Below are 20,400 nucleotides of genomic sequence, written 5' to 3'. Positions count from 1 at the left end.
CCGAAGACCGAAGACCGAAGACGATCGAGCACCGACCACTCCAAGCCAGCTGACTCAGGGATCGATGATGACGTACACGGTGACCGAGGCGGCCGAGGCCGCTCGCGAGGCGGCCGCTGACCTGGCCGTGCGTACCAGGGCGGAAAAGGACCGGGCGCTGCGGACGATGGCCGACGCGCTGGTCGAGCACGCGCCGCGGCTGCTGGAGGCGAACGCGGCCGACGTGGCCCGGGCCGAGGAGGCGGGCACCGATCCGGGGATCGTGGACCGGCTCCGGCTGACCCAGGCCAGGATCGCGGCCATCGCGGAGGCGCTGCGCGCGGTCACCGCGCTGCCCGACCCGGTCGGCGAGGTGGTGCGCGGCTCGACTCTGCCCAACGGGCTCGAGCTGCGGCAGCTGCGGGTGCCGTTCGGCGTGGTCGGGATCATCTACGAGGCGCGGCCGAACGTGACGGTGGACGCGGCCGGCCTGTGCCTGAAGTCCGGAAACGCGGTGCTGCTGCGGGGTTCCTCCTCGGCTAAGGACTCGAACACGGCGCTGGTCGCGGTGCTGCGCGAGGCTTTGACGGCCAGCGGTCTCCCCGCCGACGCGGTGCAGCTGGTGCCCGGCGACACGCACGACTCGGTGACCGAACTGCTGCGGGCGCGCGGCCTGGTGGACGTGGTGATCCCGCGCGGCGGCGCCGCACTGATCCGCAACGTGGTGCAGAACGCGATCGTGCCGGTGATCGAGACGGGCATCGGCAACTGCCACGTCTACATCGACGCCGACGCCGACCCCGACCTCGCGGTGGAACTGCTGGTGGACTCGAAGGCGCAGCGCACCAGCGTGTGCAACGCGGCCGAGACCTTCCTGGTGCACAAGGACATCGCCGACGTCTTCGTGCCGCGGGCCTTGGCCGCGCTCAAGGACGCGGGCGTGACAGTGCACGGAGACGAGCAGATCGCGGCGTACTCGGCCGACGTGGTGCCGGCGGGCGAATCCGACTTCGAGGACGAGTACCTCTCGCTCGACATCGCGGCGAAGGTGGTCGGATCGCTGGAGGAGGCGGTCGCGCACATCCGCAAGTACTCCAGCGGCCACACCGAGGCGATCGTGACCCGTTCCCAGGCCGCCGCAAGGGCTTTCACCGCGCGGGTGGACGCGGCGGCGGTGATGGTCAACGCCTCCACCAGGTTCACCGACGGCGGCGAGTTCGGCTTCGGCGCGGAGATCGGGATCTCCACGCAGAAGCTGCACGCGCGCGGCCCGATGGGCCTGCCTGAGCTCACTTCCACGAAGTACGTCGTGGTCGGCGACGGCCAGACCCGGGCCCGGCACGCCAACACCTGAGCCGACGGTCCGGTCAGCCGAGGTCCGATGAGTCGGCCGGGGCGTGGCGGGACGCGTGGGACGGTTGTATAGCGCAGGAAACACGCCATAACTTCACTGAACCCTACTGATCATGCAACAATTCGGTTACAGTGCGGCAATGGCCGATAGTGAGCTTTCAGGCAACGGTGCCTCGGAGCACGGCCGCATTCCCGGGCAGCGCAGCCGTCACTGCGGAGCCCCCGAAAGCGACGTGGAATGGGTGCCGGCGAACGCCAAGACCAAGGCGGACGCCTGTGTCGAAGAGATCGACTACGTGGAGTTGAACGAGGCTTTCGTGCGCGCGGCAAGGGTGCACGAGGCCTCCGCCGAGGCACGCTGGCTGGAGAGCTTCTTCCAGCGCGACGCCGCGCGACCACGCACCCCGGCCCCCGGGGTGACCTGGACCGTGCGTCCGTCCCGCCGTCTCAGAGCCCTGCGCCCCAGTTCGGTGTGGCTGCTGGTGGGCCTGTTCACCGCCACCGCCTCGCTGCTCGTCGGCCTCGGCACGGTGCGCTGAGCCCGGCCGCGGCCGAGATCACAGGGTCCTGAGCGCAGGACCCTGATCGAGCCGTCGGCCCGGACGGCCCGGCCGCCCGCACGACGCGGACGGCGCGTGCGCCGCGCCGTCAGCCGAGCGTGGCGACCGCCATCGCGGACTCGTCGTCCGGCTGGTCCTGCGCGGCCCGCTCGCCCGCGATCCGGGCCTCGTACGAGGCGACCTCGGCCTCGAGTCTGACCCCGTCCCAGCCGAGCGCCGCGGCCAGCAGCTCCGCCGCCGGACGGGCGGCCCGGACGCCGCGGTCGAAGGTCTCGAAGCAGATCCGGGTGCGGCGGGTGAGCACGTCCTCCACGTCCAGCGCACCCTCGTGCGTGGCCGCGTAGACCACTTCCGCGCGCAGGTAGTCGGCGGCGCCCTCGAGCGGCCGGCCGAGTTCGGGCTCCCGCCGCACCGACTCCAGCACCTCGGCCGCCGCCGTGCCGTAACGGCGCAGCAGGTGCTCGATCCACGCGACATGCAATCCGGCCGAGGCGGCGAGCTTGCCACGGGCGTTCCAGAGGGCTGGGAAGCCGTCTGCGCCGAGCAACGGGACGTTCTGGGTCACCGATGCAGGCACCCGCCGATCGAGGCCGTGTACGGCCGCGTCCACGGCGTCCTGGGCCATCACCCGGTACGTGGTGTACTTGCCGCCCGCGACGACCACGAGGCCCGGCACCGCGTGCGCCACCAGGTGCTCCCGGGAGAGCTTCGAGGTCTCGTCCGACTCGCCCGCCAGCAGAGGCCTGAGACCGGCGTAGACGCCTTCCACATCCGCGCGGCCGAGCGGCGTCTTGAGCACCCGGTTGACGTGCGCGAGCACGTAGTCGATGTCCGCCGCGGTGGCGGCCGGATTCTCTTTGTCCAGCTGCCAGGCGGTGTCGGTGGTGCCGATGATCCAGTGCCGGCCCCAGGGAATGATGAAGAGCACGGACTTCTCCGTACGCAGGATGATCCCGGAGTCGGACTGGATCCGGTCCCGCGGCACGACCAGGTGCACGCCCTTGGACGCGCGCACGTGGAACTTGCCGCGCTCCCCCACCATCTCCTGCACGTCGTCGGTCCACACGCCGGTCGCGTTGATGACCTGCTTGGCCCGGATGTGGTGCTCGGCCTTGGTCAATTCGTCGCGCACGATCGCGCCGGTGACCCGCTCGCCCTCGCGCAGGAACCCGACCACCCGGGCCCGGTTGGCGGCGTACGCGCCGTAGCCGGCGGCCGAACGCACCAGTGTGGCCACGAAACGGGCGTCGTCGACCTGCGCGTCGTAGTACTGGATCGCCCCGACCAGAGACTCCTTGCGCAGCGAGGGCGCGATCCGCAGCGCGTGGCGGCGGGTGAGGTGGCGATGCGCGGGCAGGCCGCGGCCCTGGCCGGAGGAGACGCTCATGCCGTCGTACAGGGCCACGCCGGAGCCCGCGTAGGCCCGCTCCCAGACGTGGCCGGTGAGCGGGTAGAGGAACGGCACCGGGCGCACCAGGTGCGGGGCGAGCCGGTCGAGCAGCAGGCCGCGCTCCTTCAGCGCCTCGCGTACCAGGCGGAAGTCGAGCATCTCCAGGTAGCGCAGGCCGCCGTGGATGAGTTTGGAGGACCGGCTCGAGGTGCCGCTGGCCCAGTCCCGGGCCTCGACCAGTCCGACGGACAGGCCCCGGGTGGCCGCGTCCAAGGCGCAGCCGGCGCCGACCACGCCGCCGCCGATCACCAGTACATCGAGTTCCGCTGCGCTCATCGCGGTCAACGCCGCGTTGCGCTCGTCCGGACCCAGCTTCGCGCTCTGCTGCATGGCGGCAGTTTATTACCCATCAGTAGGCAGTGCCGCCCACCGGCCCCGCGCTCAGCGCGGACCCCGGTGGGCGGCACTCCACTCAGGCGATCTCCGGCCGCGGCCGGACCGGCGCCTCAGCGCACGGTCAGCTCGCAGCGCTGGAACTCCTTGAGGTCCGAGTAGCCGGTGGTGGCCATGGCCCGGCGCAGCGAGCCGAACAGGTTCATCGTGCCGTCGGCCGTGTTCGAGGGGCCGATCAGGATCTGCTCGAGCGTGCCGACCGTGCCCAGGTGGGTGCGCATCCCGCGCGGGACCTCGCCGTGCCAGGCCTCCGCGCCCCAGTGGTAGCCCAGGCCCGGCGCGTCGATCGCGCGGGCCAGCGGGGAGCCGATCATCACGCCGTCGGCGCCGCACGCTATGGCCTTGGCGATCTCGCCGCTGCCGCCCATCGCGCCGTCCGCGATGACGTGCACGTACCGGCCGCCGGACTCGTCCATGTAGTCGCGGCGGGCCGCGGCCACGTCCGAGATCGCGCTGGCCATCGGGACCGCGATGCCCAGGACGTTCTTGGTGGTGTGCGAGGAGCCGCCGCCGAAGCCGACCAGCACGCCGGCCGCGCCCGAGCGCATCAGGTGCAGCGCGGCCTTGTAGGTGGCCACGCCGCCGGCCACCACCGGGACTTCGAGCTCATAGATGAACTGCTTGAGGTTGAGCGGCTCGCTGCGGCCGGAGACGTGCTCGGCCGAGACCGTGGTGCCGCGGATGACGAACAGGTCCACCCCGGCCGCCACCACGGCCTTCGCGTACTGGGCGGTGTGCTGCGGAGAGAGCGAGCCCGCGGTCACCACGCCGGCGGCGCGGATCTCCTTGATCCGCTGGACGATCAGCTCCTCCTGGATCGGCTGCGCGTAGAGCTCGCGCATCCGCCGCACCACCTGCTCGGCCGGCAGCTGGGCGATCTCGCCCAGCAGCGGGGCCGGGTCGGCGTACCGGGTCCACAGGCCCTCGAGGTCGAGCACGCCCACCCCGCCGAGCCGGCCGATGGCCACCGCGGTGGCCGGGGAGACCACCGAGTCCATCGGCGCCGCGAGGAACGGCAGGTCGAGCTCGTACGCGTCGATCTGCCAGGAGATCGAGACCTCCTCGGGGTCGCGGGTCCGGCGGGCCGGTACCAGTGCCACATCGTCCAGGCCGTACGCCTGCCGGGCCCGCTTGGCCCGCCCGATCTCCACCTCAGTCAACGCGGTTCCTCTTTCACGCTTCTGCTCATCGGCACTGTGCGGCTGATTCCCGAGGAAGTTTCTATCACCGGGAGTGGTAGTTGGGCGCTTCGACCGTCATCTGGATGTCGTGCGGGTGGCTCTCGGTCAGGCCGGCCGAGGTGATCCGCACGAACTGGGCCCGCTGCAGGTCCGCGATGGTGCGCGAGCCGGTGTAGTGCATGGCCTGGCCGACGCCGCCGATCAGCTGGTGCGCCACCGCGGCGACCGGGCCGCGGAAGGGCACCTGGCCCTCGACGCCCTCGGGGATCAGCTTGTCGTCCGAGCTCACCTCGTGCTGGGCGTAGCGGTCACGCGAGTAGGACTTGCCCTCGGGCTTGCCGCGCGAGGACATCGCCGCGAGCGAGCCCATGCCGCGGTACTGCTTGTACTGCTTGCCGTTGATGAAGATCAGCTCGCCGGGCGACTCCTCGCAGCCGGCCAGCAGCGAGCCGAGCATCACGGTGTCCGCGCCGGCCGCGATGGCCTTGGCGATGTCGCCGGAGTACTGCAGGCCGCCGTCGCCGATCACCGGCACGCCGGCCGGCCGGGCCGCCTTGGCCACCTCGTAGATCGCGGTGATCTGCGGCATGCCGACGCCCGCGACCACGCGCGTGGTGCAGATCGAGCCGGGGCCGACGCCCACCTTGACCGCGTCCGCGCCCGCGTCGATCAGCATCTGCGCGCCGGACGCCGTCACCACGTTGCCCGCGATCACGTCCACGTGCGCGTTCGCCTTGATCTTGGCGACGGTCTCGGCCAGCGAGCCGGTGTGGCCGTGCGCGACGTCCGAGACGATGAAGTCCACGCCGGCCTCGACCAGGGCCATCGCCCGGCGGAACGCGTCCTCGCCCACGCCGACCGCCGCGCCCACGACGAGGCGGCCCTCGGCGTCCTTGGTGGCGTTGGGGTACTGGTCGGACTTGGTGAAGTCCTTGACCGTGATCAGGCCGTGCAGCCGGCCCTCGGCGTCGACCAGCGGCAGCTTCTCGATCTTGTGCGCGCCCATGAGCTGCATGGCCTCGTCGCCGGTGGTGCCGACCTTGCCGGTCACCAGCGGGGCCTTCGTCATGACCTCGTGCACGCGCCGGCCGTGGTCGGTCTCGAAGCGCAGGTCGCGGTTGGTCACTATGCCGATCAGCAGGCCGGCCTCGTCGACCACCGGAAGGCCGCTGATGCGGTACTTGGCGCACAGCGCGTCCACCTCGGCGAGCGTGGCCTGCGGGCCGACCGTGACCGGCTGGGTGATCATGCCGGACTCGGAGCGCTTGACCATGTCGACGTGCGCGGCCTGGTCGGCCACGGAGAGGTTGCGGTGCAGCACGCCCGCGCCGCCCTGCCGGGCCATGGCGATGGCCATCCGCGCCTCGGTCACCGTGTCCATCGCCGCCGAGATGAGCGGGATGTTCACGGTGATGTTGCGGCTGAGCCGGGTGCGGGTGTGCGCCTCGCCCGGGGCAAGGTCCGAATACCCCGGCACCAACAGGACGTCGTCGAAGGTGAGCCCTTCGAGCGCGAACTTCTCGCTGAAGATGTCGGACGCGGACACGGATGCCTCCCAGGCGGCGAAAGAGTGGGATGCACTCCAGTCTAACCTGGGCGAGCAGTGCCCCAGGACGCTTTCGCCGTACCGGGAGATCGGGCCGGGCGCAACCCGCGCCCGCGGCGGGCGCGGGTCCTCGAACCCGTGCCGCCGCCGATTCGAGCGGTTCTCAGCGGACCAGGCCCCAGCGGAAGCCCCGGCCGCGGAGCGTCGCCCCGATGGCACAGAGGTCGCGCTCTACCTGACCAAGCCCCAACGGAAGCCCAGCGCGACCGCGTGAGCCCGATCGGACGCTCCGAGCTTCTTGAACAGCCGGCGCGCATGGGTCTTCACGGTGTCCTCGGACAGGAACAGGTCCCGGCCGATCTCCGCGTTCGACCGGCCGTGGCTCATGCCCTCGAGCACCTGGATCTCCCGGGCGGTCAGGGTGGGCGCGGAGCCCACCTCGGCCGGCCGCAGCCGGCGCGGGGCCAGCCGCCAGGTCGGGTCGGCCAGAGCCTGGGAGACGGTGGCGCGCAGCTCGGCGCGCGAGGCGTCCTTGTGCAGATACCCGCGGGCGCCCGAGGCGACGGCCAGAGCGACCCCGTCGAGGTCCTCGGCCATGGTCAACATGACCACGCGGGCGGTCGGATCGCTCGAGACGAGCCGTCGTACCGTCTCGACCCCGCCGAGGCCGGGCATCCGCACGTCCATGAGCACCAGATCGGCTCGGTCGGCGGTCCAGCGGCGCAACACCTCCTCCCCGCTGCTCGCGGTCGTGACCCGGTCGACGCCGGGCACGGTAGCCACCGCGCGGCGCAGGGTTTCACGGGCCAGGGGTGAGTCGTCGCAGACCAGAATGGATGTCATGGGGTGCCTCCACGCACTGCGGACCAGGATCCGTCAGACTCAACGAGCGTCACCCGAAAGCGTTACGCCCCGGCCGCGTTCTTCTCCGGTCCGCCCCTGCTCATGATCGATTTCGGCCCGTTCCGGTGATCACCTGATCGAGCGACGGCCGACCGTGCGCCCCAGCACGCCGCGCGACCGCGCGATCACCGCGAGCTGTACTCAATCTAGCCCGCGACAGGCGGCTTCGGACAGGTGACGGGGTTTTTCGCCACCTCGGGCCGGGGTCACCCGGCCACGCGCCCCCCGGCCGCCGCGAGTGCGTCCAGGCGTCGCGCGGCGTCCTCGGCGGACTGCCCGGCGCGCACCAGCCGGGCGAGCGCCTCCAGCCGGACGATGTCGTAGGGGGTGTAGCCGATGGCGCCGCTCGGCCCGGCCAGCCGCCGCCGCTCCCAACCGCGCAGGGTGCTCGGCGCCACCCCGGCCCGCCGGGCCGCCTCCGCCCTGCGGCAACCCCCGGCGGCTGCTAGCGGGCGCCTCGGCGCGGGCAGGACCTGGTCAGGACGCCGGGGGGCGGGTAGGACGATCGCGTGCGCCCCGGACCGGGCTGCGCCATTCGGAGGGTGCGGGCTCGGCCGTTCGAACTGCGTCGACATACCGGGTTCATACCGAAGCAAGCGATGGGTATAGAGCCCATACCGACAAATCCACTCGAACCGGGGAATAGCCGGTCACTGGACGTCCAATCACTGGAACACTCGAGATCATCCAAGGAGTGCTCATGGCGGACTACTCCCGACTGCCGGGTCCGAACGCGGATCTCTGGGACTGGCAGTTGCGCGGTCTGTGCCGCGGCAAGGACAGTTCGCTGTTCTTCCACCCCGAGGGCGAGCGGGGCGCGGCGCGCGCGGCCCGCGAGCAGTCGGCCAAGGAGATCTGCCTCAACTGCCCGGTGCAGAAACAGTGCTGCGAGCACGCGCTCCGGGTGCGCGAGCCCTACGGGGTGTGGGGCGGCATGACCGAAGAGGAGCGCGAGTCCCACTACCAGCGGCAGAAGGCGCTGGTCCGGGCGCGCGCGGTGCGGGAGAAGGCGGCGCTGGCCGAGAAGGCGAAGCTCAAGGAGAAGCTGCTGCGCGACCACGAGCGCGAGCTCGCGCGGCGCACCGGGCCGAGTACGGCCCTGCCCGAGCCGGTGGCCGAGCCGGTGCTCGAACCGGCGCCGGCCGTGGCCGGCGTGGTCGCCGCCGAGCCGACGGCGCCGACCATCCCGGCGCTGCCGGTCGCGCCGCCGAAGATGCTGCCGACCGTGGCCAAGCCGGTCGGGCCGCGCAAGCGCGCGGGTTCGGCCAAGCCGGGCGGCCCCAACCCCGCCCCCACGAAGAAGCGCACGCCGGCGAACGTCTGACGCCGAACGGGCGAACGCCCCCGGACCCGTCTCGTCGACGGATCCGGGGGCGTTCGAGCACTGACGACCGCCGCCTGGCGGCTCGCGGCCGTCGGCCGTCACCTAGTGGCTGTGGCCGTGTCCGTGGCCGTGGCCGGCGGCCTCCTCGGCCGGCTCGGGCTTCTCCACCACGAGGGCCTCGGTGGTCAGCAGCATCGAGGCGATCGACGCGGCGTTGGCCAGGGCCGAGCGGGTCACCTTGACCGGGTCGATGACGCCGGCCGCGACCAGGTCGACGTACTCGCCGGTGGCGGCGTTCAGGCCGTGGCCGTCCTCGAGCCGGGAGACCTTGTCGGTCACCACGTAGCCCTCGAGGCCGGCGTTCTCGGCGATCCAGCGCAGCGGCTCGACCATGGCCTTGCGGACGATCGAGACACCGGTGGCCTCGTCGCCGAGCAGGCCGAGGTTGTCGGACAGGGCCGCGGCGGCGTGCACCAGGGCCGAGCCGCCGCCGGAGACGATGCCCTCCTCGACCGCGGCGCGGGTGGCCGAGATCGCGTCCTCGAGACGGTGCTTCTTCTCCTTCAGCTCGACCTCGGTGGCCGCGCCGACACGGATGACGCACACGCCGCCGGCCAGCTTGGCCAGCCGCTCCTGCAGCTTCTCGCGGTCCCAGTCCGAGTCCGAGTTCTCGATCTCGGCCTTGATCTGCTTGATCCGGTCGGCCACGGCGCCGGCGTCGCCGGCGCCGTCCACGATCGTGGTGTCGTCCTTGGTGATGGTCACCCGGCGGGCGGTGCCGAGCACCTCGGTGCCGACCTGGTCCAGCTTCAGGCCGACCTCGGGCGAGACCACCTGGGCGCCGGTGAGGATCGCCATGTCCTGCAGCATCGCCTTGCGGCGGTCGCCGAAGCCGGGGGCCTTGACCGCGACCGAGTTGAAGGTGCCGCGGATCTTGTTGACCACCAGGGTGGACAGGGCCTCGCCGTCGACGTCCTCGGCGATGATCAGCAGCGGCTTGCGGGCCTGGGCGACCTTCTCCAGGATCGGCAGCAGGTCGGTGATCGCGGAGACCTTGCCCTGGTTGATCAGCACGTAGGCGTCCTCCAGGACGGCCTCCATGCGCTCCTGGTCGGTGACCATGTACGGGGACAGGTAGCCCTTGTCGAACTGCATGCCCTCGGTGAACTCCAGGTCGAGGCCCATGGTGTTGGACTCCTCGACGGTGATCACGCCGTCCTTGCCGACCTTGTCCATGGCCTCGGCGATCAGCTCGCCGATCGCCTTGTCCTGCGCGGAGAGCGAGCCGACCTGCGCGATGGCCTCCTTCGTCTCCACCGGCTTGGCGGAGGCGAGCAGGGCCTCGGAGACGGACTTGACCGCCGCGTCGATGCCGCGCTTGAGTGCGATCGGCTGGGCGCCGGCCGCCACGTTGCGCAGACCCTCGCGCACCATGGCCTGGGCCAGCACGGTCGCGGTGGTGGTGCCGTCGCCGGCGATGTCGTTGGTCTTGGTCGCCACTTCCTTGGCGAGCTGGGCGCCGAGGTTCTCGTACGGGTCCTCGAGCTCGACCTCGCGGGCGATGGTGACGCCGTCGTTGGTGATGGTCGGCGCGCCGAACTTCTTGTCGATCACGACGTTGCGGCCCTTGGGGCCGATGGTCACCTTGACCGCGTCGGCGAGGGCGTTGACGCCGCGCTCGAGCTTACGGCGGGCGTCCTCGTCGAACTGCAGCTGCTTGGCCATGCCTGCCAAGTCCCTTCTTGTCCTGGGGGTGCGATGCGTGGGGTCTGGCCGGCCAGCGGCGCGCGAAAGGCCGCGCCCCGCCGCTCTCTCAGCCGAGGCGGGACGGAACGCGGCCTACGCGGGCGCTAGCTCACTTCGAGACGACGGCGAGCAGGTCGCGCGCCGACAGGACGAGGTACTCCTCGCCGTTGTACTTGACCTCGGTGCCGCCGTACTTCGAGTACAGGACGACGTCGCCTTCCTTGACGTCCAGGGGCAGCCGGTTGCCGTTCTCGAAGCGGCCGGGGCCGACCGCCAGGACGGTGCCCTCCTGGGGCTTCTCCTTGGCGGTGTCCGGGATCACCAGGCCGGAGGCGGTGGTCTGCTCGGCGTCCAGCGGCTTGACGACCACACGGTCCTCGAGCGGCTTGATGGCAACGTTAGCCACAGTCGTGACCTCTCCTTCGGAGACGTTCGCATGTCTGGGAGCGAGTAGTCCGGGTCCTGTCGTCGCGGGTGCCAGGAACGGGTTCGCGTTTGGCACTCTCGGGCTGAGGGTGCCAGTCGGCAGATTATGCCGAGCGCTGGCACTCGGTCAACCCGAGTGCCAACCCCGGTGCGGGCGCGCAAGCCCAGCTCGCGGCGGACGCGGCCGACGTGCGCCGGCGGGGCGGCCCGGAGACGAGCGGGCAGTGGCCCAGACCGGCCGGAACCGGTCATGATAGGCGTCGATATGCTCGCTGCCAGGGCGACACGCCACACGACGAAACGAACCACTCGAAGGGAGTGACGTGCTCGGCATACTCGGCCTCGACGAGCTGACCGAGCGCGTCTACCGCGAGCTGATCCACCTGGGTCCGAGCAGCGTCGAGGCGCTCGCGCTGCGCCTGAGCCTGGACCGCGACCGGGTCCACCGGTCGGTCCAGATGCTCGAGGCCAAGGCCCTGGCCAGCCGCAACGCGGTCGGGCAGGTGCAGACGGCGCCGCCGCAGCTGGCCCTCGGCGCGCTGCTGACCGCGCAGCGGCACGCGCTCGGCCAGGCCGAGCTGACCGCGGCCGCGCTGGCCGAGGCCTACCACTCGGCCTCGACCCGCAGCATGCACGACCTGGTGGAGGTGGCCGTCGGCGCGGACCAGGTGCGCCAGCGCTTCGAGCACATCCAGCTGAGCGCCGAAACCGAGCTGCTCGCGCTGGTCCAGTCCACGCCCGAGGTGGTGGAGCCGGGCCAGAGCTTCGCCGAGGAGGAGGCGGTGCGCCGCGGCGTGCACTACCGGGTGGTGATCGAGCGGCCGATGCTCGAGGAGCCGGGTGCGATGGAGTCGGTCCTCGGCGAGGTCCTCGGGCCCGAGCGCATCCGCGTGGTCGAGTCGGTCTCCACCCGCGTGCTGATCGCGGACCGCGGGACGGTGATGCTGCCGCTGACCGAGAGCCCGCAGGTGGCGGAACGCGAGGGCCGCCGACTGGACGAGGTGGGCGAGCCGATGGCGCTGGTCTCCCGGGCTCCGGGCCTGGTCACGGCGATGCTGGGGCTGTTCGAGTACGTCTGGCAGCGGGCCGTGCCGGTACGCCTGGCCGATGACGGCCTGGACGCGGCCTCGGCCGACAGCGCGCCGACCACGCTGGACCTGCGGATCCTGTCGCTGCTGCTGGTGGGCTCGACCGACGCGGCGATCGCCAAGCAGCTCGGCCTCGGCCTGCGCACGGTGCAGCGGCGGGTGGCGCACATGATGGAGCTGGCCGGGGTGACGACGCGGCTGCAGCTGGGCTGGCAGGCGCACGAACGCGGCTGGCTCTCCTAGGCCCGCTCCCGGTCGGCGTCGGCACAGTGAGACAATGGGCGGGCAGGGTGAAGAACTTCGCAGTGGTGGAGGGCACGTGAGCGCGATCCCGAGTCCGGGCGAGGCGACGACCGAGTCGCTGTACGACCGGATCGGCGAGGAGCCGTTCCGGCGCATCGTGCACGGCTTCTACCAGGGCGTGGCCGAGGACCCTGAGCTGCGGGCGATGTACCCGGAGCAGGATCTGGAGCCGGCCGAGGAGCGGCTGCGGATGTTCCTGATCCAGTACTGGGGCGGCCCGCGCACCTACTCCGAGCAGCGCGGACACCCGCGGCTGCGGATGCGGCACGCCTCGTTCCACATCGACGTCGCGGCCAGGGACCGCTGGCTGCGGCACATGCGCGCGGCCGTGGACGCGCAGGACCTGGCGCCGGCGGACCGCGACGAACTGTGGGCGTACCTCGAGCACGCCGCCACCTTCATGCTCAACGCCTGAGCCGTTCGCGCCCCGGTACGGCCCGCCGGGGCCCGAGTATCAGCAGGCTGAAACCGGAGCGCGCGCCGGATTCCGCGCGCCCTCGGAAAGATCCGCGCCCGTTGCCGGGCACGGAGAAGCCTGATACCAATGAACCATGACGACGGACAGCGCCATAGCCATCGCGCTGGTCACCCGTGAGCACATCGATCTGTGCCGGGTGTGGTCCTCGTCGTGTCGCTGCTCCCTCTGACAGCCGCACGATTCCGCCGTCCCCCTTCTCAGAGGTGAGTCATCCATGCGCACCCTGCTCGCGCCCTCCCCTGCCCTGATCGATCCGCCCGACGTCCTGCTGCTCGAGTCCGCCGACGCGCTCGCGGTGGAGCTCGCGGCGTCCTTCCTGGCCGAGGAGTCGGCCCGCGGCGGCGCGGCCGCCGCCCGCTATCTGGAGTCTGATCCGCGTGAATACGAGACCTGGCTCGGCGGCGCCCTGATCGGCGTGCGCGGCGCGGACGGCTCGCCCGCGGCGGGCGGCGGATTCCGCCGCTACGACAACACCACCGCCGAGCTCGCCCAGCTCTGGACCCGGCCGGAACTGCGCCGCAACGGGCTGGCTCGGCGGGTGCTGCGCCACCTCGAACCGCTGGCCAGGCGGGCCGGATACTCGCGCCTGTACGCCGTGGCCGAGCCCGGCCACGAGACGCTGCGGCTCGCCCTCCGCGCCTGCGGCTACGAGCCGCTCGGGCAGCCGGGGCTGGAGTACCTGGGCTTCGTCAAGGCCCTGTGAGGTGGTGACGGTAAATCAGGCTCGGCCCGGCCTCAGTCGGCTGGGGGCTTCGCGTAGTCGGCGTAGCCCTGCCAGTCGATGACGACGCACGCCTCGTCACCCTCGACCCAGGCGTCGTGCCCGGGCGGGACGATCATGAAGTCGCCCGGCTCGTAGGTGTCCTTCTCGCCGCTGTCCATGGCGATCGTGATCCGGCCGGAGACGACGTATCCGGTGTGCGCCATCTCGCAGCTGTCGGTCTTGGCGATCGGCTTGACGTGCTCGGACCAGCGCCAGCCCGGCTCGAACACCGCGCGGCCCACCGGCGCGGCGCCGAGGTTGACCATGTCGAGGTGGCCCATGTCGTCTTCGAAGGGCCTCACCTCTTCCGGGCTGTCGAGGCTCTTGTGGATCATGACGGACATGGCCGCCTCCAGGGGTTTCGATGAGCACCGTCCGGTTGCTCGTCTCTCCAGCCAAGTCCCGCCTAGGGGCAGTGTCCACACAGCGTTGGGCCATGCGGGTGACGCCGCGCGGCAATCCAGGGCTGCGTCAGTCTCGCTGCAGGACGGTGCCGTACGGCGCGTCCAGACGCAGCCAGCGCCCGATCCGGGCCAGCGGCGCGAACTCCTCCGAGGCCTCCGGACCCGGCCCCAGGAAGCCCAGCGCGTGCGCGGCGTGGGCGGTCCGGAGCGTCAGCGTGCTCGCACCGTCCGCTCCGTCCACACTCTGCACGGCGCGCGACCAGATCTCCTCGCCCAACGCGTCCAGACCGGAGCGGTCCAGACCCAGCGCGCGGAAGCGGAAGTCGGAGTTGCCCTCGTTCGCGGCCTGCGCCAACGCGCGCACCGAGACCAGGCCCAGCCTGGTCCAGCCGGTGCGCGGCGGCAGCAGGCCCGCCCAGGACGGGCCGCCGGTCAGCGGCCGCGGCAGGGTCAGCGTCTGATCGTCCTCGGCCAAGCCCTCGAGCAGCGCGCCGGCCGCCACCGTGACGTCGAACGGCGGCGTGTCCGGCTTGAGCGCGGCCAGCCGCAGCGCCAGCACCGGCTGCCCGCCGAAGGGCGGTCCGGCGTAGGCCGCGAGCGCGTGGCCGACTCCGACCACGCGCACCGCCGCCGACTTGTCGAAGTGCAGCAGGCGCTGCAGGTACGCCCCGAGCGCCGCGCCGTCCCGGCCGCTGCCGAACTCGACCGCTGTCATGCCCGCCGTCCCGCCTCGGGCGCGGCCGGCTCCTGCAGATACTGGCGCAGGTAGAAGTTCTCCTCCGGCAGGATCCGGCGCGGCCGCTGCGCGGCCAGGTCGAACGGCACCAGCGTGGTCTGCGCCACCGCGTACAGCACGTCCTCGTCGCGCACCTCGTAGGCGCAGGTGAACGACGCCGCGTTGATCTTGGTCACCCAGATCTCCACCCGGACCGGAGCGGCCCGGTACACCAGCGGCCGCTTGTACTCGATCTCGTGGCGCGCGACCACCGTGCCGAGGCTGAACTGCTCCACCCCGGCCTCGCGCGCCGTCTCGAACATCCAGTCCACGCGGGCCTGCTCCAGGTAGCGCAGGTACTCCACGTTGTTCACGTGCCCGTACGAGTCCATGTCCGCCCACCGCAGCGGGCACAGGTAGACGTGCCTGCGGCCGGCCGAAGCGGCCGCGGGCTCTTCCTCGTCCCGGCGGATCGCGGTTATGGGCGCGGTATCAGTCACGGGTGAGCTTCCGGTAGGTGACCCGGTGCGGGCGGGCCGCCTCAGGGCCGAGCCGCTCGACCTTGTTCTTCTCGTAGGACTCGAAGTTGCCCTCGAACCAGAACCACTTCGAGTCGCCCTCGTAGGCCAGGATGTGCGTGGCCACCCGGTCCAGGAACCAGCGGTCGTGCGAGACGACCACCGCGCAGCCCGGGAAGTCGAGCAGCGCGTTCTCCAGCGAGGAGAGCGTCTCGACGTCGAGGTCGTTGGTCGGCTCGTCGAGCAGCAGCAGGTTGCCGCCCTGCTTGAGGGTCAGCGCCAGGTTCAGCCGGTTGCGCTCGCCGCCGGAGAGGATCCCGGCCGGCTTCTGCTGGTCCGGGCCCTTGAATCCGAACGCCGAGACGTAGGCGCGCGAGGGCATCTCGACCTGGCCGACGTGGATGTAGTCGAGCCCGTCGGAGACGACCTCCCACAGCGTCTTCTTCGGGTCGATGCCGCCGCGGCCCTGGTCCACGTACGAGATCTTGACCGTCTCGCCGATCTTGACCTTGCCCGCGTCCGCCTCCTCGAGGCCCACGATCGTCTTGAACAGCGTGGTCTTGCCCGCGCCGTTCGGCCCGACCACGCCGACGATGCCGTTGCGCGGCAGGGTGAAGCTGAGGCCGTCGATCAGCACCCGCTCGCCGAAGCCCTTGTTGAGCTCCTCCACCTCGACCACGACGCTGCCCAGGCGCGGGCCCGGCGGGATCTGGATCTCCTCGAAGTCCAGCTTCCGGGTCTTCTCCGCCTCGGCCGCCATCTCCTCGTACCGGGACAGGCGCGCCTTGGACTTGGCCTGGCGGCCCTTGGCGTTCGAGCGCACCCATTCGAGCTCTTCCTTGAGCCGCTTGGCGCGCTTGGCGTCCTTCTGCCCCTCCACCTTCAGCCGCGCGGCCTTGCTCTCGAGGTAGGTCGAGTAGTTGCCCTCGTAGGGGTAGGCGCGGCCACGGTCGAGCTCGAGGATCCACTGCGCGACGTTGTCCAGGAAGTACCGGTCGTGGGTGATCGCGACGACGGTGCCGGGGTACTTCGCGAGGTGCTGCTCGAGCCAGAGCACGGACTCGGCGTCCAGGTGGTTGGTGGGCTCGTCCAGCAGCAGCAGGTCGGGCGCCTCGAGCAGCAGCTTGCACAGCGCCACCCGGCGCTTCTCGCCACCGGACAGGACCTTGACATCGGCGTCGGGCGGCGGGCAGCGCAGCGCGTCCATGGCCTGCTCGAGCTGGGCGTCGAGGTCCCAGGCATCGCGGTGGTCGAGCTGCTCCTGCAGCGTGCCCATCTCGGCCAGCAGCTCGTCCGAGTAGTCGGTGGCCATCAGCTCGGCGACCTCGTTGAACCGGTCGAGCATCGCCTTGGTCTCGGCGACGCCCTCCTGGATGTTGCCGAGGACGTCCTTCTCCTCGTTGAGCACCGGCTCCTGCATCAGAATGCCGACCGAGTAGCCGGGGCTGAGCGTCGCGTCGCCGTTCGAGGGCTGCTCGAGCCCTGCCATGATCTTCAGCACGGTGGACTTGCCGGCGCCGTTCGGACCGACCACGCCGATCTTCGCACCCGGCAGGAAACTCAGCGTCACGTCGTCGAGGATGACCTTGTCGCCGTGGGCCTTACGGGCCTTGCGCAGGGTGTAGATGAACTCAGCCATGCAGGTAAGTCTATCGGCCCCTACGCCCGCTCCTCGCCGCCTTCACGGCTGTGGACGGCTCCGGGCCCGACCGGTCAGCGCGCGACCGTGCCGAAGGCCTCCAGCGCGCGCCGGTAGCGGTCCAGCTCCTCGGCGGCCGGGGCGAACATCGCGTCCTGGGCCACGGCGGCGAGCTCCACCGAGAGCGACCCGGCGGCCACCTGCCCCGACTTCGTCGCCCGGGCCCGGGCCGAGGCCCGCGCCCGCAGGTCGAGCAGGATCGAACCCGCCGCGCCGAGCGCCGCCACCGCGAAGCCCAAGCCGCCGAGCCCGCCGGGCAACGCGCCGGCCACGCCGCCGAGTCCGCTCACCAAGCCGAGGGCCCCGAGCACGAGCAGGATCACGTGTCCGGACCGCGCGGCGCCGGTGCCCGCGCTCGCGCCGTCCACCGCGGACAGCTCGCACTGGCTCAACGCGAGGTCGAGCTGCTCGGCCACCTCGCGCCGGGAGCCGGTGATCCGGGCGCGCACGGAGCGGCCCCACTCCTCCGGCAGCTGGTGCGTGGCCGAACGCGCGAACTGGCCGAGCACCTGGTCCAGGCCGCCGCGGTCCACCGGCACGGCCGCGGGTGCGTCCGGACCGACCACCGGCAGGCTGCGGGCCTGCCCGCCGCGCCAGATCCGGCCGAGGCCGCGCAACGGGCTCGAGACGGCGGTCAGCGTGCGGGCCACCGCCCGCGCGGCGACCGCGTCGGCCAGGCTGGCCACGCCGGCGGCCGCGCGCAGGCCGGACAGCGCCCGCTCCCGGTCACCGTCAGAGACCTGATCGACCGGCCGCGGCCCGGGCACGATCGTGCCGGTGTCGGTCGGGGCGGGCGCGGGTCCTCCCGCGGCGGGCGCGCCGAGCAGCGGAGAGAGGTCCGTCGCGACCCGGTCCACGTCCGCGCCCAGCCGATCGGCGGCGGCCCGGCGGCCGGTGACCACGTCGGCCAGCCGCGCACGCAGCTGCGCCAGGCCCTCGCCGGTGCGGGCGGAGACCGGAAGCACCTCGGCCTCGTGCAGGCCGTCGAGGTCGAGCAGCCGGCGCAGGTCGGCCACGCACTCGGGGCCCGAGCCGGCCGGCAGCTTGTCCATCTGGTTGAGCAGAACGAGGGTGACCCCGCTGTGCGAGGACAGCGGCTTGAGATAGTCGTCGTGCCAGGAGGCGTCGGCGTACTTCTGCGGATCGGTCACCCAGATCAACAGGTCGGCGAACTCGACCGCACGGTCCACCACGGCCCGGTGCTCGAGCCGGGTCGAGTCGTGGTCCGGCAGGTCCACCAGCACCAGCCCGGCCAGCGGATCGCGCGGCGGCGGGGCCTGGCCGGGCGAGCGCCGGCCCAGGTCGAGCGGCGACTCCCGGCACAGCTGCTTGCGCTGGTCCACCCCGAGCCGGTCGAGCAGCGGCCGCGCCTCCTCCAGCCGCTCGGCCTCCCAGACGCAGGCCAGCGGCTCCGAGGTGGTCGGGCGGCGCACCGCGACCGGCGAGAGGCCGATCCCGACCAGCGCGTTGAACAGCGAGGACTTGCCCACGCCGGTGGACCCGCCGAGCACCACCAGGGTGTGCTCGGCCGAGAGCGCGTACCGCTCGGCCGCGCGGGCCAGCAGCTCGCGGGCCGGGGCCAGCTCGGGGGCGGCCAGCCGGTCCTCGGCGAGCTCGACGACCCGGCCGAGCGCGTCCAGCCGGGCGCCGGTGCCGGCTCCCGGCGAAGTGGCCTGCGCCTGTGTCATCGCCTGTTTCTCCCGTCCGTGCCGCCCTCGACCGCCGTGCCCGTCCCCGCCGCGTGCCTCATCGCGCCCGCTGCACCGCGTAACCGGCCTCGAGCAGCGACTTGGCCGCGTCCGGATCCACGCCGAGCTCCGAGAGCACCCGCTGGTGCCGGTAGGCGTACCGGTCGAACAGCGCGCCGAGCGAGGCGTCGAGCGCGGCCGCGGCCTGCTCGGCCAGCCGCTCGGCCAGCCCGCCGGGGAAGACCTGGTCGGCCAGCCGCCGGGTGGCGGCCACGGCCGGGATCGGCGGCTCGGCCCGGCGCCGACGGCGCTGCCGGGGCAGCTCGCGGCCGCACAGCACCAGCGCGATCAGCACCGCGATCCGGAAGTCCGGCTCGGGCCGTCCCTCCTCGCTCTGCATCCGGGTGCGCGCGATCAGCTCGCCGAGCCGGTTCGCCCACTCCTCGAGCTCCGGCGCGACCGCGCCGGCCCGGGATCCGGCGGTGACCGCGAGCCGGTCCTCCTCCTCCACCGGCACCACGCCCCGCCAGGCCTGCGCCACCTGGTCGGAGGAGCGCGCGACCGCGGCGGCGACCTGGTCGGCCACCGCGGCCAGCAGCAGCCGGCGGGCCGTCCCGCCCGCGCCGGAGGAGGCGTCGAGCAGCCCCTCGACCCGGCCGGGTCCGATCATCGTCTGCCATTCCACCAGCGCGGCGCCGCCGATCAGCTCGCCCGCGGCCACCGCGTCGTGCAGGGCGGCGCGCTCGCCCGAGTAGGCCAGGTCGGCCTGCACCCGCAGCCGGTTGGCCTGCTCGACCTGCGCGGCCAGGGCCTCGTAGAGCGCGGCTATCTGCTGCGGCAGGTCGTCGAGCAGGCCGAGCACGGTGCGGCGCACCGCCGCCAGCCGCACCTGCGGATCCTGGCTGACCGCGTGCAGCCAGGTGGCCAGCTGGTCGAGCAGGTACTCCGGGATCAGCCCGGCGGTCAGCGTGGTCTCCGGCACTGTGAACACCGGGATCTCGGCCGCGGCCTGCGGCAGGTGTGCGTCGAGCATCTCCGCGAACGCCCCGGTGACGTCGGCGGCGGACTCGGCCGGCACCCGGTTGAGCACCACCGCGACGTTCATCCGGCGCCGCCAGGCCTCGTGCAGCAGCTGCCAGGGCACCGCGTCCGCGTAGCGCTCGGCCGAGCTCACCAGCAGCCAGCTGTCCGCGGCGCCCAGCAGCCGCCGCCCGGTCTCCCGGTTGCCCTGGGCGACCGAGTTGACGTCGGGCGCGTCGATCAGCGCGAGCCCGTACGGAATCGCCGGGTGCGCGGCCAGGGTGAACCCCTCCGGCCGGCCGCCGGTCAGCGGCGTGCCCGCGGCGACCCGGACCGCGCCGTCCCGGGAGAAGGCCGGCAGCAGCCGGTGCGGGCCGGTGGCGGCGGCCACGTCCGCCGGATTGACGCACAGCACCGCCCCGCGCGTGGTCGGCCGCAGCACTCCGGCCCTGGTCAGGTCGTACCGGACCAGGGAGTTGACCAGCGTGGACTTGCCGACGCCGGTGGAGCCGCCGATGACGAGGTGCAGCGGGCCGCCCGGCTCGCGCAGCCGCGGGATGAGGTAGTCGTCGATGCGGTTGAGCAGCTCGATCCTGGTTTCACGCACGTCCGCGACGCCTTCCGCGGCGAGCGGAAAGCGTGGAGCCGCGATGTGGTCGCGCAGTGCGCCTACGGCGCTGAGCAGGTCCGCGTCCGGGCCTGTGATCGTCACAGCGGTATCCTGGCCGCAGCCGTGGGGGCAAGGGAACCCCGGGCCGGGTTAGAACGGTAACTTCTGCGTTGCGAATTCGATGCGGAACGGCGCCAGAGCGCCCGGGCCCGGGCGGGGTGTCCCGGTCTGTCCGGTTGCGCACCTTCCGCTC

General features: G+C 72.3%; 17 protein-coding genes and 2 pseudogenes. 6 read left to right on the top strand and 13 right to left on the bottom strand.

Annotated features, from left to right (window positions below; translation table 11 throughout):
- Nucleotides 1–4: 4 nt before the first annotated feature.
- Together ACTRO_RS28490 and ACTRO_RS28485 are read left to right on the top strand one after the other, a co-directional pair.
- Nucleotides 5–1,333: pseudogene (locus tag ACTRO_RS28490) on the top strand (glutamate-5-semialdehyde dehydrogenase); the annotation flags it as partial.
- Between the two features lie 139 nt (nt 1,334–1,472).
- Entirely contained in the window at nt 1,473–1,871 is a 399-nt protein-coding gene (locus ACTRO_RS28485; protein WP_157436504.1) for an SCO2583/SCO2584 N-terminal domain-containing protein, read from the top strand.
- 109 nt (nt 1,872–1,980) lie between these two features.
- Here ACTRO_RS28485 and ACTRO_RS28480 read toward each other — a convergent pair whose 3' ends face one another.
- The 5 genes from ACTRO_RS28480 to ACTRO_RS50470 form a co-directional block, all read right to left on the bottom strand.
- Entirely contained in the window at nt 1,981–3,672 is a 1,692-nt protein-coding gene (locus tag ACTRO_RS28480) for a glycerol-3-phosphate dehydrogenase/oxidase (RefSeq protein ID WP_034267962.1), read from the bottom strand.
- Nucleotides 3,673–3,788: 116 nt separating this feature from the next.
- On the bottom strand, nt 3,789–4,895 hold the full coding sequence (locus tag ACTRO_RS28475) for a GuaB3 family IMP dehydrogenase-related protein (protein WP_034267960.1): 1,107 nt from the start codon (nt 4,893–4,895) through the stop codon (nt 3,789–3,791).
- 64 nt (nt 4,896–4,959) lie between these two features.
- Entirely contained in the window at nt 4,960–6,462 is a 1,503-nt protein-coding gene (gene guaB, locus ACTRO_RS28470; RefSeq protein ID WP_034267957.1) for an IMP dehydrogenase, read from the bottom strand.
- Nucleotides 6,463–6,693: 231 nt separating this feature from the next.
- Complete coding sequence (locus tag ACTRO_RS28465) at nt 6,694–7,305, bottom strand: response regulator transcription factor (protein WP_034267954.1); 612 nt, start codon at nt 7,303–7,305, stop codon at nt 6,694–6,696.
- A 266-nt stretch (nt 7,306–7,571) separates the two neighbouring features.
- The gene (locus tag ACTRO_RS50470) at nt 7,572–7,940 is read right to left on the bottom strand and encodes a MerR family transcriptional regulator (RefSeq protein ID WP_084316588.1); all 369 of its coding nucleotides are present in this window, start codon (nt 7,938–7,940) and stop codon (nt 7,572–7,574) included.
- Between the two features lie 125 nt (nt 7,941–8,065).
- Between ACTRO_RS50470 and ACTRO_RS51115 the strand changes: the two are divergent.
- A pseudogene (locus ACTRO_RS51115) lies at nt 8,066–8,380 on the top strand (WhiB family transcriptional regulator); the annotation flags it as partial.
- A gap of 411 nt (nt 8,381–8,791) precedes the next feature.
- Here the strand turns inward: ACTRO_RS51115 and groL are convergent.
- Both groL and groES read right to left on the bottom strand, forming a co-directional pair.
- Nucleotides 8,792–10,414, bottom strand: coding sequence for a chaperonin GroEL (gene groL / locus ACTRO_RS28450; protein ID WP_034267949.1), 1,623 nt, complete (start codon nt 10,412–10,414; stop codon nt 8,792–8,794).
- A 130-nt stretch (nt 10,415–10,544) separates the two neighbouring features.
- Nucleotides 10,545–10,841 carry a co-chaperone GroES gene (groES, locus tag ACTRO_RS28445; RefSeq protein WP_034267947.1) on the bottom strand — a complete coding sequence of 99 codons (297 nt, stop codon included), beginning with the start codon at nt 10,839–10,841 and terminating at the stop codon, nt 10,545–10,547.
- Between the two features lie 343 nt (nt 10,842–11,184).
- On the opposite strand from groES, the gene ACTRO_RS28440 reads away from it, so the two are divergent.
- The 3 genes from ACTRO_RS28440 to ACTRO_RS28430 all read left to right on the top strand — a co-directional run bounded on the left by ACTRO_RS28440 (nt 11,185) and on the right by ACTRO_RS28430 (nt 13,433).
- Nucleotides 11,185–12,192, top strand: a complete 1,008-nt coding sequence (locus ACTRO_RS28440; RefSeq protein ID WP_034267944.1) for a hypothetical protein — start codon at nt 11,185–11,187, stop codon at nt 12,190–12,192.
- Nucleotides 12,193–12,268: 76 nt separating this feature from the next.
- Nucleotides 12,269–12,667 (top strand): globin, encoded by a 399-nt coding sequence (locus ACTRO_RS28435; RefSeq protein ID WP_034267942.1) that lies wholly within the window; start codon nt 12,269–12,271, stop codon nt 12,665–12,667.
- Nucleotides 12,668–12,944: 277 nt separating this feature from the next.
- The gene (locus ACTRO_RS28430) at nt 12,945–13,433 is read left to right on the top strand and encodes a GNAT family N-acetyltransferase (protein WP_051451526.1); all 489 of its coding nucleotides are present in this window, start codon (nt 12,945–12,947) and stop codon (nt 13,431–13,433) included.
- Between the two features lie 32 nt (nt 13,434–13,465).
- Here ACTRO_RS28430 and ACTRO_RS28425 read toward each other — a convergent pair whose 3' ends face one another.
- The 6 genes from ACTRO_RS28425 to ACTRO_RS44045 all read right to left on the bottom strand — a co-directional run bounded on the left by ACTRO_RS28425 (nt 13,466) and on the right by ACTRO_RS44045 (nt 20,249).
- Entirely contained in the window at nt 13,466–13,837 is a 372-nt protein-coding gene (locus ACTRO_RS28425) for a cupin domain-containing protein (protein ID WP_034267939.1), read from the bottom strand.
- Nucleotides 13,838–13,964: 127 nt separating this feature from the next.
- Nucleotides 13,965–14,612: a DUF8185 domain-containing protein gene (locus tag ACTRO_RS28420; RefSeq protein WP_034267936.1), complete on the bottom strand. Its 648-nt coding sequence runs from the start codon at nt 14,610–14,612 to the stop codon at nt 13,965–13,967.
- Nucleotides 14,609–15,085, bottom strand: coding sequence for a thioesterase family protein (locus ACTRO_RS28415; protein WP_157436886.1), 477 nt, complete (start codon nt 15,083–15,085; stop codon nt 14,609–14,611). Before ACTRO_RS28415 ends, ACTRO_RS28420 begins: the two co-directional genes overlap by 4 nt.
- Nucleotides 15,086–15,104: 19 nt before the next feature.
- On the bottom strand, nt 15,105–16,769 hold the full coding sequence (gene ettA / locus ACTRO_RS28410; RefSeq protein ID WP_034267934.1) for an energy-dependent translational throttle protein EttA: 1,665 nt from the start codon (nt 16,767–16,769) through the stop codon (nt 15,105–15,107).
- A gap of 74 nt (nt 16,770–16,843) precedes the next feature.
- Complete coding sequence (locus ACTRO_RS44050) at nt 16,844–18,517, bottom strand: GTPase (protein WP_051451525.1); 1,674 nt, start codon at nt 18,515–18,517, stop codon at nt 16,844–16,846.
- Nucleotides 18,518–18,575: 58 nt separating this feature from the next.
- The gene (locus ACTRO_RS44045; RefSeq protein WP_051451524.1) at nt 18,576–20,249 is read right to left on the bottom strand and encodes a P-loop NTPase family protein; all 1,674 of its coding nucleotides are present in this window, start codon (nt 20,247–20,249) and stop codon (nt 18,576–18,578) included.
- Between the last annotated feature and the right edge of the window lie 151 nt (nt 20,250–20,400).

The sequence above is a fragment of the Actinospica robiniae DSM 44927 genome (assembly GCF_000504285.1).
GTDB classification, from domain to species: Bacteria; Actinomycetota; Actinomycetes; order Streptomycetales; family Catenulisporaceae; genus Actinospica; species Actinospica robiniae.
The sequence above is the reverse complement of the archived record's forward strand: the minus strand, read 5'-3'. Positions and strand labels throughout refer to the sequence as shown.

Excerpts from the sequence above, each read along its gene's own strand:
- ACTRO_RS28430 (WP_051451526.1), top strand. The coding sequence starts at position 12,945 with ATGCGCACCCTGCTCGCGCCCTCCCCTGCCCTGATCGATCCGCCCGAC.
- ACTRO_RS28485 (WP_157436504.1), top strand. The coding sequence starts at position 1,473 with ATGGCCGATAGTGAGCTTTCAGGCAACGGTGCCTCGGAGCACGGCCGC.
- ettA (WP_034267934.1), bottom strand. The coding sequence starts at position 16,769 with ATGGCTGAGTTCATCTACACCCTGCGCAAGGCCCGTAAGGCCCACGGC.
- ACTRO_RS28465 (WP_034267954.1), bottom strand. The coding sequence starts at position 7,305 with ATGACATCCATTCTGGTCTGCGACGACTCACCCCTGGCCCGTGAAACC.
- ACTRO_RS28425 (WP_034267939.1), bottom strand. The coding sequence starts at position 13,837 with ATGTCCGTCATGATCCACAAGAGCCTCGACAGCCCGGAAGAGGTGAGG.
- ACTRO_RS28420 (WP_034267936.1), bottom strand. The coding sequence starts at position 14,612 with ATGACAGCGGTCGAGTTCGGCAGCGGCCGGGACGGCGCGGCGCTCGGG.
- groL (WP_034267949.1), bottom strand. The coding sequence starts at position 10,414 with ATGGCCAAGCAGCTGCAGTTCGACGAGGACGCCCGCCGTAAGCTCGAG.
- ACTRO_RS50470 (WP_084316588.1), bottom strand. The coding sequence starts at position 7,940 with ATGTCGACGCAGTTCGAACGGCCGAGCCCGCACCCTCCGAATGGCGCA.
- ACTRO_RS44050 (WP_051451525.1), bottom strand. The coding sequence starts at position 18,517 with ATGACACAGGCGCAGGCCACTTCGCCGGGAGCCGGCACCGGCGCCCGG.
- ACTRO_RS28480 (WP_034267962.1), bottom strand. The coding sequence starts at position 3,672 with ATGCAGCAGAGCGCGAAGCTGGGTCCGGACGAGCGCAACGCGGCGTTG.